Below are 13,596 nucleotides of genomic sequence, written 5' to 3'. Positions count from 1 at the left end.
TCAGAATTCCGCGCTGCCGGGCGCGCGCGGGTAGGGGATGGCGTCGCGGATATTGCTCAGCCCGCACACGTACACCACCAGGCGTTCGAACCCTAAGCCAAAGCCGGCATGCGGCACCGAGCCGTAGCGGCGGAAATCGCGATACCAGCTGTAATGCTCCTGATCCAGGCCGAACTGCGCCATGCGCGCGTCCAGCACGTCCAGGCGCTCTTCGCGCTGGCTGCCGCCGATGATCTCGCCGATGCCCGGCGCCAGCACGTCCATCGCCGCCACGGTCTTGCCGTCGTCGTTCAGGCGCATGTAGAACGCCTTGATGTGCTCTGGGTAGTTGGTGACCACCACCGGGCGGCCGATATGTTCCTCGGTGAGCCAGCGTTCGTGCTCGGTCTGCAGGTCCAGACCCCATTCGACCGGGAAGTCGAACTTCTTGCCGGAGGCCTGTAGCAGCTTCACCGCATCGGTGTAGTCGATCTGCTCGAACGGCGCATTGATGAAGGCTTCCAGCTTGCTGATCGCGTTCTTGTCCACGCGCTCGGCCAGGAACGCCAGGTCGTCGCCACGTTCGTCCAGCACCGCGCGGAACAGGTACTTGAGGAACTGTTCGGCCAGGCGCGCGTCCTCGGCCAGATCGGCGAAGGCAATCTCCGGTTCGATCATCCAGAACTCGGCCAGGTGGCGCGTGGTGTGGCTGTTCTCGGCGCGGAAGGTCGGCCCGAAGGTGTAGACCTTGCTCAGCGCCAGGCAGTACGCCTCCACGTTGAGCTGGCCGGACACGGTGAGGAAGGTTTCCTTGCCGAAGAAGTCGCGGCTGAAATCCACATTGCCGCTGGCATCGCGCGGCAGGTTGACCATGTCCAGCGTGGAGACGCGGAACATCTGCCCGGCGCCTTCGGCATCGGAAGTGGTGATGATCGGCGTGCTGATCCAGTTGAAGCCGTTCTGGTGGAAGAAGCGGTGCACCGCCTGCGCCAGGCAGTTGCGGATGCGGGTGACCGCGCCGAACAGATTGGTACGCGGGCGCAGGTGCGCCACTTCGCGCAGGAACTCCGGCGTCATCGGCTTGGGCTGGATCGGGTAGGTCAGCGGGTCCTCTACCCAGCCGACAATCTCCACGCCGCTGGCCTGGATCTCGAACGACTGGCCCTTGCCCTGCGACTTCACCAGCACGCCCTTGGCGATCAGCGAGCAGCCACTGGTCAGCCGCTTGATCTCGTCGAAGTTGGGCAGGGTGTCGTTGGCCACCACCTGGATCGGCGCGAAGCAGGAGCCATCGGTCACGTTGATGAAGGCCAGTCCGGCAGATCCACGCAGCGTGCGCACCCACCCCCGTACCGTGACTTCGCCGCCTTCGGGGAGCTTGCCCGCAAGCGCATGTTCAACGCTGACCACCGTCATACCTGTTCCCCGCCATTGCGACCTTGATGACCTGCGAGTTTACTGGCTGCGGCCGCGCCGGTGCGAGCGTTCTGGCCGGTCGCCAGGTGGTCTGGCTTGTGTGACGGCGTGGTAACCCCCATCTGCCATTGACGCCGATTGCGCATGGTTGCGTCGGTATACTTGCCGCTATTGATCGTGGAGTGCCTGCATGGCCATCAGTCTCACCCCCGCCGCGCTGGAGCGCGTGCAGCGTTTCGTGCAGCAGACCCCGGGTGCGCTGGGCCTGCGCTTTGGCGTGACCAAGACCGGGTGCTCCGGCTGGGGCCATATCACCGACCTGGCGCGCGAACAGCGCGACGACGATGCGGTGTTCGAGCAGGGCGGGGTGCATATCTTCGTCGACCCGGTCAGCTTGCCCCTGGTCGATGGCACCTGCATCGACTTCGGCAAGCACGGCCTGAGCGAGACGTTCACCTTCAATAACCCCAACGCGACCGCCGAGTGTGGTTGCGGGGAGAGCTTCACGACTGCAGCAGAGCATCGCTGAGCCGGTCGGCGCGCGTTATTCCTTCTCCCATCGGGAGAAGGTGCCCGAAGGGCGGATGAGGGTACGGGGCGAAGCCTCGTGGAGTTGAACGACGCGAGAGGCTTCGCCCCGTACCCTCACCCCAACCCCTCTCCCGGCGGGAGAGGGGCTCAAGCGGTGCCGCGCAGATGTCCTGTTCATAGGCTCGGCCCAGTTGCAGCTAAGCCCCTGAACTGCCATACTTTCCTGCTTCCTGCCCGATTCCGGGTGGGATCCCTTGCTCCACCGGCCGCTTGCGCGGACCACCGGGGAGCTGTCCGGCCCACGTGGCCACATCCGAAAGGTAAAACAACATGAGTCGTCATTACGAAGTCGTGTTCCTGGTCCACCCGGACCAGAGCGAGCAGGTTCCGGCCATGATCGAGCGCTACAAGTCGCTGATCGAAGGCGGTAACGGCACCATCCACCGTCTGGAAGACTGGGGCCGTCGCCAGCTGGCCTACCCGATCCAGAACCTGGTGAAGGCGCACTACGTGCTGCTCAACATCGAAGTGGACCAGGCCGTGCTGAGCGAGCTGGTGGAAAGCTTCCGCTTCAACGATGCGGTGCTGCGTCACCTGGTCGTCAAGCGCGATGGCGCCGACACCGAGCAGTCGCTCATCATGAAGAGCAAGGACGAGAAGGGCGACCGCCCCGAGCGTAGCGATCGTCGTCGTCGTGATGACGAAGAGGGTGAAACCCCGGCCGCCAACGATACCGACGGCGACAACGCCGAAGCCGCTTAAGGAGCGCTGTCATGTCCAAGTTCTTCCGTCGTCGCAAGTTCTGCAAGTTCACCGCCGAGGGCGTCAAGGAGATCGACTACAAGGATCTCAACACCCTGCGTCAGTACCTCACCGAGAACGGCAAGATCGTGCCGAGCCGCGTGACCGGTACCAAGTCCAAGTACCAGCGCCAGCTGGCCACGGCCGTCAAGCGCGCACGTTTCCTGGCGCTGATCCCGTACACGGACAACCACGACGTTTAATCCGAGTCCCTCGGAAGAGCCCGCACATTCATGTGCGGGTTGTTAACAGATAGAGGTCGGTCATTCGAGATGCGGTGTTGATCGTGCTGTTACGATTCCCAAATCCCGATTCCCGATTCCCGTCTTTTCGGACAGCACCCGTTGCGCCCGCCATCGTGCCGGCGCTAACGAATAACGGAGTACCACCATGGATCTGATTCTTCTGCAGAAAGTGACCAACTTGGGCAACCTGGGTGACAAGGTCAGCGTCAAGCCGGGTTACGGCCGCAACTTCCTCGTGCCGCAGGGCAAGGCTGTGCCGGCCACCGCTGCCAACGTCGAAGCGTTCGAGACCAAGCGCGCCGAGTACGAAGCCAAGGCCAACACCATCCTGGCCGACGCGCAGGGCCGCGCGACCAAGTTCGAAGGCGCCAGCGTCACCATCGGTGCGCATGCATCCACGGAAGGCAAGCTGTACGGCTCGGTTGGCCCGCGCGACATCGCCGAGGCCTTCACCGCCGCCGGCCTGCCGCTGGAAAAGAGCGAAGTCATCCTGGGCGAAGGCGCATTCCGCAACGTCGGCGAGTACGACGTCGTGTTGCACCTGCACGCCGATGTGGAAACCTCGGTCAAGGTCATCGTCGAATCCGACGCCTGATTGCCGCAACACGCAGTACCCGAAGGGCGCCTGGTTAGGCGCCCTTCGTCTTTTAAGCCCAGCCGCAGGGCGGCGACGGCGCCCGTTATACTCATGCCCCATTGTCGGTTCCAGGGCCCGCAGATCTTGTCGATCAAGGGCTTGGGCGCTGGCTTCACAGGAAAAGCGCCTGCCGGACGTGTCCGCGCAGTGCCCGGAACCCGCCCGTCCCATGCGCCTGTCCACGATCAAGCTGTCCGGTTTCAAGTCGTTCGTCGACCCGACGACCTTGCACCTGCCCACCAACATGACCGGCATCGTCGGTCCCAATGGTTGCGGCAAGTCCAACATCATTGATGCGGTGCGCTGGGTCATGGGCGAGAGCTCGGCCAGCCGCCTGCGCGGTGACTCGCTGACCGACGTGATCTTCTCCGGCTCCTCGGCGCGCAAGCCGGTGTCGCAGGCAACGGTGGAGCTGATCTTCGACAACTCCGATCACACCATCAGCGGCGAGTTCGCCTCGTTCAACGAAATCTCGGTCAAGCGCCTGGTCAGCCGCGACGGCAACAGCGCCTATTACCTCAACGGCACCAAGTGCCGCCGCCGCGACATCACCGACCTGTTCCTGGGCACCGGCCTGGGGCCGCGCAGCTACTCGATCATCGAGCAGGGCATGATTAGTCAGATCATCGAGGCGCGCCCGGAAGATCTGCGTGTGTATCTGGAAGAGGCCGCCGGCATCTCCAAGTACAAGGAACGCCGCAAGGAAACCGAAACCCGCATCCGCCACACCCGCGAAAACCTCGACCGACTGGGCGACCTGCGCGAGGAAATCACCAAGCAGCTGGCGCATCTGCAGCGCCAGGCGCGCCAGGCCGAGCAGTACCAGGCGTTGCAGGAAGAGCGCAGGATCAAGGATGCCGAGTGGAAGGCGCTGGAATACCGTGGCCTGGACGGGCAGCTGCAAGGCCTGCGCGAAAAATTGAATCAGGAAGAGACACGCCTGCAGCAACTGATCGCCGACCAGCGCGATGCCGAAGCGCGCATCGAAACCGGACGCGTGCGCCGCGAAGAGGCGGCCGAGGCGGTGGCCAAGGCGCAGGCCGATGTCTACCAGGTGGGTAGCGCGCTGGCGCGCATCGAACAGCAGATCCAGCATCAACGCGAACTCTCGCATCGCCTGCACAAGGCGCGCGACGAGGCGCACAGCCAGCTGCAGGAGCTGACCCAGCACATCAGTGGTGACTCGGCGAAGTTGAGCGTCCTGCGCGAGGCCGTGGCCGATGCCGAACCGCAACTGGAGCAATTGCGCGAAGACCACGAATTCCGCCAGGAAGCGCTGCGCGAGGCCGAAGCGCGGCTGGCCGACTGGCAGCAGCGCTGGGAAACCCACAACCGCGACACCGGCGAAGCCTCGCGTGCCGGCGAAGTGGAGCGTACCCGCGTCGATTATCTGGACCGCCAGTCGCTGGAGGCCGAGCGCCGCCGCGAAGCGCTGGTCAACGAACGTGCCGGGCTGGATCTGGACGCGCTGGCCGAGGCGTTCGAACAGATCGAGCTGCGGCATGAAACGCAGAAGACCTCGCTGGACGGATTGAACGAGCAGGTGGAGGCGCGCAAGCACGCGCTGGCCGCGCTGCAGGACCAGCAACGCGCCAGCCAGGGCGAGCTGGCCGAGGTGCGCAAGCAGGCCCAGGCCGCGCGTGGCCGGCTGTCTTCGCTGGAAACCCTGCAGCAGGCGGCGCTGGGCCAGGAGCAGGGCGCAGCGGTGGCATGGTTGAAGGCGCGCCGGCTGGATTCGGCGGCGCGCGTGGGCGAACGCATCACGGTGGAAGGCGGCTGGGAAAACACGGTCGAAAGCGCGCTGGGGCAGTTGATCGAAGGCGTGTTGGTGGACGCGCCCGAGCAACTGGTCGATGCGCTGGGCGAGCTGGGCGAGGGCCGCATCGCGCTGGTGTCCAATGCTATCGACGGCGCGCACTTCGCGCCGACCTCGCTGGCCGCCAAGGTGCAGGGACCGATGGCGATCCGTCGCCTGCTGGCGCGCCTGCACACCGCCGAGGATCTGGACGCCGCGCGCGCGTTGCAACCTAGCCTGCCCGAAGGCGATTCAGTCATCACCCGCAACGGCGAACGCCTGGGCGAAGGCTGGGTGCGCGTGTCGCGCTCGGGCGCGGCCAAGCAAGGCGCGCTGCTGCGCGAGCGCGAGATCCAGGAGCTACGCACCCAGATCGAAACCCTGCAGGAGCGCGAGGCCGATCTCGAACATCGGCTTGCCGGCTTCCGCGAGCAGTCGCTGGCGGCCGAGCAGCAGCGCGAAGATGCGCAGCGCCAGTTGTACATGGCCCACCGCAGCGTCTCCGAACTGGCCGGCCAGTTGCAGAGCCAGCAGGGCAAGGTCGATGCGGCGCGCACGCGCATCGAGCGCATCGAAACCGAGTTGTCGCAGCTGCTGGAAACCCTGGACACCAGCCGCGAACAAGCCCGCGAGGCACGTGCAAAACTCGAAGACGCCATCACCCTGATGGGCGACCTGCAGGGCACGCGGCAGGCGCTGGAAAACGAGCGCCGCCAGCTCACCGATGCCCGCGATCAGGCGCGCGATGCTGCACGCGGCGTGCGAGATGCGATGCATGCGCTGGCGCTCACGCTGGAATCGCAGCGCACCCAGATCACTTCGCTCAGCCAGACCCTGGAGCGCATGGACAGCCAGCGCGGCCAGCTGGATACGCGCCTGGAAGACCTGGTGGCCCAGCTCAGTGAAGGCGATTCCCCGGTGGAAACGCTGGAGCACGAACACCAGGCCGCGCTGAGCGAGCGCGTACGGACCGAGCGCGTGCTTGGCGAGACGCGCACGCTGCTGGACAGCATCGACGGCGAGCTGCGCAGCTTCGAGCAGACCCGCCAGCAGCGCGACGAGCAGGCGCTGGCGCAGCGCGAGCGCATCAACCAGCGCAAGCTCGATCAGCAGGCGCTGGTGCTCAACGCCGAGCAACTTTCTGCTGCCGTGGTCAAGGCCGGCTTCGTGCTCGAGGACGTGGTCAACGGGCTGCCCGAGGCGGCCAATAGCGCCGAGTGGGAGGCGGCGGTGAACCAGATCGATGGCCGCATGCGGCGCCTGGAGCCGGTGAACCTGGCCGCGATCCAGGAATACGGCGAGGCCGCGCAGCGCTCGGAATATCTGGATGCGCAGAACCTGGACCTCAATACCGCGCTGGAAACGCTGGAAGAAGCCATCCGCAAGATCGACCGCGAAACCCGCGGCCGCTTCAAGGACACCTTCGATCGCGTCAATTCCGGTGTGCAGGCGCTGTATCCGCGCCTGTTCGGCGGCGGTCACGCATATCTGGAACTCACCGGCGAGGACCTGCTCGATACCGGCGTGACCATCATGGCGCGTCCGCCCGGCAAGCGTGTATCCAGCATTTCGCTGCTGTCCGGCGGCGAGAAGGCGATGACTGCGGTGGCGCTGGTGTTTGCGATCTTCCAGCTCAATCCGGCGCCGTTCTGCCTGCTGGACGAGGTGGATGCGCCGCTGGACGAGGCCAACGTCGGCCGGCTGGCCAACATGGTCCGCGAGATGAGCGAGAAGGTGCAGTTCCTGTTCGTCAGCCATAACAAGGCCACCATGGAAGCCGCGCGGCAGCTGTCTGGCGTGACCATGCGCGAGCCGGGCGTCAGCCGCCTGGTCAGCGTGGACCTGGAAGAGGCCGCCCGTTTGGCGGGTGCGGCATGACGTGCCATGCTTGTCAGAATGACGACACCTGTCACTTTATTGCGGAGGCACGCTGAATGTCCGACATGGCCATGATCCGGATCGGAATCCTGATCGCCGGGCTGCTGCTGGTCGCGGCCATTTTCCTGTTCGGCCGCCCGAAAAAGTCGCCGCAGGGGCGCCGGGTGGACAAGGACGAGGGGCAACCGCGCGAGCGCCGCGAGCCGTCGATTTCCGGCGATGCCGATGTGCAGGGCGAGGTGTTCGAGCGCAGTGCCGAACAGAGCGAACTTGAGCTGGATGCGCAGGACAGCACCGGCGGCAGCGATGTTGGCAAGCGCCCGAACCAGGATTTCGACAAGATCGTGTCGCTGTTCGTCGCGGCCAAGGCGGGCCAGATCCTGCGCGGCGAAGACGTGGTGGTGGCGGCCGAAAAGACCGGCCTGGTATTCGGCCATATGAATGTGTTCCATCGCCTGGTCGAGGGCCACCCCGAGCGCGGGCCGATCTTCAGCATGGCCAGCATCCTCAAGCCGGGCAGCTTCGACATGGCCAACATCCGCGAGATGCAGACGCCGGCGATCGCTTTCTTCCTGACCTTGCCGGCGCCGATGACCGCGCTCGATGCCTGGGAAAAGATGCTGCCCACCGTGCAGCGCATCGCCGAGTTGCTGGATGGTGTGGTGCTGGACGACAGCCGCAATGCATTGGGTCGGCAGCGGGTGGCGCATATCCGCGACGAACTGCGCGCCTACGACCGCCAGCACCAGGCCCCGCCACTGACCAAACCGCCGCGCTGGTGAGTTGAGCCCATGCTGAGCCTGCAGGGCATGTTGGCGGTGGCATTGCTGTTGATGCTGTGGGCAATCCTGGCGATGCCGTTGTTGTGGATCGTTACACGGGTCGCCGCGCGTCTGCGCGCACGCCCGCGCAACTCACCCAGGGTGGTGGCTGGCTTTGCGGTCGCGATCACCTTGCTGGTTGCGCCGGTGCCAACACCGTTCATCAGCGTGTTCATGCCGCATGCGATCGCGCTGATCGATTCCCGCTATTACGCCCACATCTTGCAGGGCGCGCCGATGCTGCGCGAGCTGCTGCTGTGGAATGCCGGCTCGATGGTGCTGACCTTCGTCATCAGCTATCTGTGGATCCGGCGCACGTTGCGCACGAAAGCCCCTCTCCCTGCGGGGCGAGAAGGCACGGCTCTCGTGCCGTAGGCGCGCGGGCCTTGGAGCGCCCGCGCCGCAAGCGCGGGGCACGGAGCAGGGGTTGGGGTGAGGGTACGGGGCGTGGAAGCGGAGCAGTCGGTGATTCAATTCTGACGGCGCGTGGCGATGCGTTTGTCATTACAGATGCTGGCAGATTCCCGAGGCGCCCCCTCATCCGCCCCTTCGGGGCACCTTCTCCCCCATAAAGGGGGACAATGTCCCGATGGGAGAAGGGTCCGCGTCGGCTTTATCGAACGCTTCGCGAGTTAGCGTTTGGCTTTGGTGAACGCCTCGCGGAAGCGCAGCATTTCCGCCTCGGTGCCCACGGTCACGCGGACGCGCTTGGGTCAGATCGGCCAGCTGCGGCCAACCATGACACCCTGCTTCTGCATCGAGTCGGCAAACACCTTGGCATCGCGCTTGATGTCCACCATGAAGCAATTGGCCTGCGATGGCAGGCAGGTGTAGCCCTTGCCCTTGAGCCAGGCGATGGTGTCCTCGCGCACGCGCGCGTTCTCGGCGCGACGTGTCGGTACCAGCAAGGGATCGCGCAGGCTGGCGATGCCGGCCGCCATGGCGGGTACCGGCAGCGGGTTACCGCCCAGCGTGGCGAGCTTGGTCAACAGGCCCGGCGGGGCGATGGCCGCGCCCAGTCGCAGCCCGGCCATGCCGTACAACTTGGAAAACGTGCGCAGCACGATCAGGTCCTGGCGTTGGCGCACCAGGTCCACCACCGAGGTCTCGTTGCTGTACTGAATATAGGCCTCGTCGACCACCAGCACCGCACTGGCCGGTTTGTTTGCCAACAGCCATTCGATGTCTGCGCGCGGCGTGATCGAACCGGTGGGATTGTTGGGGTTGCACACGTAAATCAGGCCAGCGGTCGGATCGGCCTTGGCCATTGCCTTGACGTCGTGCGCGCCATCGGCCCGCAAGGGCACGCGACGTACCGGTGCGCCATGTGCGATAGCGACATCGGCCAGCGCTTCGAAGGTCGGGTCGGCGATGACCAGACCTGCGCGCGGCGAGGTGAACAGGGTGCCGGTGCGATTCAACGGGTCGCTGGAGCCTGGGAAAAACGCCATGTGATCGTTCGGCAGCTGCAATTCGCCGGCCATCAGGTTGCGCAGATCCTGCTCCATCTCGAACTGATAGCGGCCAGCACGCGCCAGCGACCGCGTGGCCGCGTCCAGCGCGGCCGGGGAGGGCCCCAGCGGATGTTCGTTGTAGTTGAGGTACACGGTACCGGCGGCAGGCGCCACGCCGGGGGCAGCGGGCGCGGCGGCGCGCTTGCGGGCGGCCTCGGCAGGCGAACTCAACCCGAGTGCGGACACCGCCAGCCCGGAGCTGGCAAGACCAAGAAACGAACGGCGCGAAACGGGCAGCGACACGATGAACTCCAGAGCAGGGCGCGGTGAACAGGGCGCCACGCTAGCGGGTTTGCGCCGGTCTGCCTATCGGAACATGCGCTGACGACTGTCTCGTGCGGCCAGCGCGCGCAGGTTGAGGCACGCGGGCGGCGTCCACGGCCACGATTGGCCGTCGCCGGTAGACTATGCGACCGCCTACGCCGTTGCCGCCCTCGTATGACTGCCAGCCCGGATCCCGCCCAGCGCATCGATGCCCTGCGCCGTCGCATCGACGACGCGAACTACCGCTATCACGTGCTTGACGAGCCGCAGATGGCCGACGTGGATTACGACCGCCTGATGCGCGAGCTGGAGGTGCTGGAGGCCGAGCATCCGGCGCTGGCCAGCGCCGATTCGCCGACCCAGCGCGTGGGCTACCTGGCCGCATCGCGCTTTGCCGAGGTGCGGCATGCGCTGCCGATGTTGTCGCTGGGCAATGCCTTCAGCGACGAAGAAGTGAGCGAATTCGTGCGCCGCATCAGCGAACGGTTGGAGGTCAGGCAGCCGGTGTTCTGCGCCGAGCCCAAGCTCGACGGCCTGGCCATCAGCCTGCGCTACGAAGACGGCGAGTTCGTGCAGGGTGCCACCCGCGGCGACGGTGCCACCGGTGAGGATGTCAGCGCGAATCTGCGCACGGTCAAGGCAATTCCGCTGCGCCTGCGCGGGCAGGGCTGGCCGAAGGTGCTGGAGGTGCGCGGCGAGGTCTACATGCCGCGCGCGGCCTTTGAAACCTACAACGCGCAGATGCGCGCACAGGGCGGCAAGGTGCTGGCCAATCCGCGCAATGGTGCGGCCGGCTCGCTGCGTCAGCTGGATGCGCGCATCACCGCGCAGCGCCCGTTGAGCTTCTTCGCCTACGGCGTGGGCGAGGTACGCGACGGGACGCTGCCGCAGACGCATTCGGCCATCCTGGCGCAGTTGCGCGAATGGGGCTTTCCGGTCAGCCAGCTGGTCGAGGTGGTGCAGGGCAGCGAAGAGTTGTTGGCGTATTACCAGCGCATCGGCGCCGCGCGCGACGGGCTGGCCTTCGATATCGACGGGGTGGTCTACAAGCTCGACGATCTGGCCGGTCAGCGCGAAATGGGCTTTGTCTCGCGAGCGCCACGCTGGGCGATTGCGCACAAGTTCCCCGCGCAGGAGCAGTCCACCACGGTAGAGGCGATCGAGATCCAGATCGGCCGGACCGGTGCGGCCACGCCGGTGGCGCGTCTCACGCCAGTGCATGTGGCCGGGGTGATCGTCACCAACGCGACCCTGCACAACGCCGACCAGATCGCGCGGCTTGACGTGCGCGTGGGCGACACGGTGATCGTACGGCGGGCCGGCGATGTGATTCCGGAGGTGGCCGGCGTGGTGGCCGAGCAGCGCCCGGCGGGCACGCAGCAATGGCGCATGCCCACCCAATGCCCGGTGTGCGGTTCGGAGATCGTGCGCGAGGAGGGCCAGGCGGTGTGGCGGTGCTCGGGCGAGTTGACCTGCCCGGCGCAGCGCAAGGAGGCGTTCCGGCATTTCGTCTCGCGGCGTGCGATGGATGTCGACGGCCTGGGCGAGAAATTCATCGAGGTGCTGGTCGATAGCGGACTGGTGCAGGGTGTGGCCGATCTGTATCTGCTCACTGTCGATCAACTGTTGCAGTTGCGCCTGATCAGCACCGCCGACAGTCCGTACGCGTTCCTGCGCGAGGCGCGCGAGCATCTGGCCAGTGGCGCGTATGCGCAGCTGGAAGCCACCGTGGCCAGCATCGGTGTGGATCTGGCCGGCGAACGCGAAGCCCCGCCCACCTGGCAGGCCGATCTGCTACGCGCAGGGCTGCCTGGCTTCGACTGGAACCGCCGCAAGATCGCCACCAAGTGGGCCGAGAACCTGATCGAGGCGATCGAGAAATCGCGCGACACCACGCTGGAGCGCTTCCTGTTCGCACTGGGTATCGAGCATGTGGGCGAAAGCACCGCCAAGGCCTTGTCGGCGTGGTTCGGCGATCTGGAACTGATTCGCCACTTGCCGTGGCCGCTGTTCAAACGGGTGCCCGATATCGGCGGCGAAGTGGCGCGCTCGCTCGGCCATTTCTTCGATCAACCTGGGAATCAGCAGGCCATCGATGATCTGCTGGCGCGCAAGGTGCGCATCGGCGACACCCATCCGCCCTCGCCGAAGCTACGTGGCGAGCTGAGCTTTGCCAACGTGCTGGACGACATGGACATCCCCAAAGTGACGCCGGTGCGCGCGCAGCAATTGGCGGCTGCGGTGTCCTCGTTCGATGCCTTGCGCACTGCAGGCGCCGATGCCTTGCAGCAGGCCGGCGTGCCGGCGCCGGTGGTGGCTGCGCTGCTGCAATGGCTGGATCGCCCGGAAAATGCCGCCCTGGCGGCTGCTGCGCAATGCGCGATGGACACGCTGCTGGCGCGTCTGCCACAGGCCGATGCTGTACAGGCCGGGCCGCTCGACGGCCAGACCGTGGTCATCACGGGAACGTTGGCGGCATTGACCCGCGATGGCGCCAAGCAGCGACTCGAAGCACTCGGTGCCAAGGTCGCCGGCAGCGTATCGAAGAAGACCGCGTTTCTGGTAGCGGGCGAGGACGCCGGTTCCAAGCTGGACAAGGCGCAGTCGTTGGGCGTGGAAATCTGGGAGGAAGCGCGTCTGCTGGCCTTCCTGGGCGAACACGGGCAACAGCCATGACAGCAGCGCGGATCGATCTGGCGGCATTGCGGCTGCGCGCGCGGCTCAATGCCACGATCCGCGAGTTCTTCGCCGAACGCGGCGTATTGGAAGTGGAAACACCGGTGCTGTCGCAGGCCGGCAACACCGAGCCAAATATCGAGAGCTTCAGCACCCGCTTCAGCGGGCACGTGGATGCCGGTGCACCGGTGCGCTGGTTGCGCACCTCGCCGGAATACCCGCTCAAGCGCCTGCTCGCCGCCGGCCTGGGCGATTGTTATGAGCTGGGGCGGGTGTTCCGCAATGGCGAAGCCGGTGGTCGCCACAATCCCGAGTTCAGCATGCTCGAGTGGTATCGGGTGGGCTGGGACGACCGTGCGCTGGCGCAGGAAACCATCGCGCTGGTGCAGTGTGCGCTGGCCCTGGTCGACCGCGAAGCCAGCGTGCAGGTGTTGAGCTACCGCGAGCTGTTCGTTCAGCGGCTGGGCATCGACCCGTTGCTGGACCCGATTGCCACGCTACGCGCGCCGTTGCAGGCGATCGCCATCGATCCGCAGGGGCTTACGCGCGACGATTGGCTGGACCTGCTGATGACCCACTGCCTGCAGCCCGGCTTCGCCGCCGATACGGTGACGGTGGTGCACGACTGGCCGGCCAGCCAATGCGCGCTGGCGCGGGTCCGTCACGACAGCCCACCGGTGGCCGAGCGCTTCGAGCTGTATCTGGGGGCCTACGAGGTGGCCAACGGCTACCACGAGTTGAACGATGCGCAGGAGCAACGCGCGCGTTTCCAGCGCGACAATACCGTCCGTGCCGCACGCGGCCTGCCGCAGCTGCCGCTGGACGAACCGTTGCTGGCGGTGTTGTCGCAACTGCCCGATTGCGCCGGCGTGGCGGTGGGGGTGGATCGGTTGTTGATGGCCTTGCGCGGCACCGCGCAGATTGCCGACGTGCTGGCCTTCGAGTTCGCCCGCGCCTGAGCCGTGCCGGCAGCAGTCAGCGCGAACGCTCGCGCTGCTGCGCAGTGTGCGCACGCCGCGACGGTTGCCTCGCACGCCTA

At 66.0% G+C, this 13,596-nt stretch carries 10 protein-coding genes and 1 pseudogene; 9 read left to right on the top strand and 2 right to left on the bottom strand.

Annotated features, from left to right (window positions below):
- Nucleotides 1-1,395 (bottom strand): asparagine--tRNA ligase, encoded by a 1,395-nt coding sequence (gene asnS, locus XcuCFBP2542_RS00700; protein ID WP_104601709.1) that lies wholly within the window; start codon nucleotides 1,393-1,395, stop codon nucleotides 1-3.
- 190 nt (nucleotides 1,396-1,585) lie between these two features.
- On the opposite strand from asnS, the gene XcuCFBP2542_RS00695 reads away from it, so the two are divergent.
- The 7 genes from XcuCFBP2542_RS00695 (at nucleotide 1,586) to XcuCFBP2542_RS00665 (ending at nucleotide 8,478) form a co-directional block, all read left to right on the top strand.
- On the top strand, nucleotides 1,586-1,924 hold the full coding sequence (locus XcuCFBP2542_RS00695; RefSeq protein ID WP_104601708.1) for a HesB/IscA family protein: 339 nt from the start codon (nucleotides 1,586-1,588) through the stop codon (nucleotides 1,922-1,924).
- Between the two features lie 332 nt (nucleotides 1,925-2,256).
- Complete coding sequence (gene rpsF, locus XcuCFBP2542_RS00690) at nucleotides 2,257-2,688, top strand: 30S ribosomal protein S6 (RefSeq protein WP_104587881.1); 432 nt, start codon at nucleotides 2,257-2,259, stop codon at nucleotides 2,686-2,688.
- A gap of 11 nt (nucleotides 2,689-2,699) precedes the next feature.
- Nucleotides 2,700-2,930, top strand: coding sequence for a 30S ribosomal protein S18 (rpsR, locus tag XcuCFBP2542_RS00685; protein ID WP_002804494.1), 231 nt, complete (start codon nucleotides 2,700-2,702; stop codon nucleotides 2,928-2,930).
- Between the two features lie 187 nt (nucleotides 2,931-3,117).
- On the top strand, nucleotides 3,118-3,567 hold the full coding sequence (gene rplI, locus XcuCFBP2542_RS00680) for a 50S ribosomal protein L9 (RefSeq protein ID WP_104601707.1): 450 nt from the start codon (nucleotides 3,118-3,120) through the stop codon (nucleotides 3,565-3,567).
- Between the two features lie 211 nt (nucleotides 3,568-3,778).
- Entirely contained in the window at nucleotides 3,779-7,282 is a 3,504-nt protein-coding gene (gene smc, locus XcuCFBP2542_RS00675; RefSeq protein WP_104601706.1) for a chromosome segregation protein SMC, read from the top strand.
- A gap of 56 nt (nucleotides 7,283-7,338) precedes the next feature.
- Nucleotides 7,339-8,064: a cell division protein ZipA gene (zipA, locus tag XcuCFBP2542_RS00670; RefSeq protein WP_104601705.1), complete on the top strand. Its 726-nt coding sequence runs from the start codon at nucleotides 7,339-7,341 to the stop codon at nucleotides 8,062-8,064.
- Nucleotides 8,065-8,073: 9 nt separating this feature from the next.
- On the top strand, nucleotides 8,074-8,478 hold the full coding sequence (locus tag XcuCFBP2542_RS00665; RefSeq protein ID WP_104601704.1) for a hypothetical protein: 405 nt from the start codon (nucleotides 8,074-8,076) through the stop codon (nucleotides 8,476-8,478).
- Nucleotides 8,479-8,735: 257 nt separating this feature from the next.
- Here XcuCFBP2542_RS00665 and XcuCFBP2542_RS00660 read toward each other — a convergent pair.
- Nucleotides 8,736-9,860: pseudogene (locus XcuCFBP2542_RS00660) on the bottom strand (pyridoxal phosphate-dependent aminotransferase).
- Nucleotides 9,861-10,055: 195 nt separating this feature from the next.
- On the opposite strand from XcuCFBP2542_RS00660, the gene ligA reads away from it, so the two are divergent.
- On the top strand, nucleotides 10,056-12,557 hold the full coding sequence (ligA, locus tag XcuCFBP2542_RS00655; RefSeq protein WP_104601703.1) for an NAD-dependent DNA ligase LigA: 2,502 nt from the start codon (nucleotides 10,056-10,058) through the stop codon (nucleotides 12,555-12,557).
- On the top strand, nucleotides 12,554-13,516 hold the full coding sequence (gene epmA, locus XcuCFBP2542_RS00650) for an EF-P lysine aminoacylase EpmA (RefSeq protein ID WP_104601702.1): 963 nt from the start codon (nucleotides 12,554-12,556) through the stop codon (nucleotides 13,514-13,516). Before ligA ends, epmA begins: the two co-directional genes overlap by 4 nt.
- The last annotated feature ends 80 nt before the right edge of the window (nucleotides 13,517-13,596 follow it).

The sequence above is a fragment of the Xanthomonas cucurbitae genome, assembly GCF_002939885.1.
GTDB lineage: Bacteria > Pseudomonadota > Gammaproteobacteria > Xanthomonadales > Xanthomonadaceae > Xanthomonas > Xanthomonas cucurbitae.
Note: the sequence above shows the minus strand (reverse complement) of the source record. Positions and strands in the feature narration are given on the sequence as shown.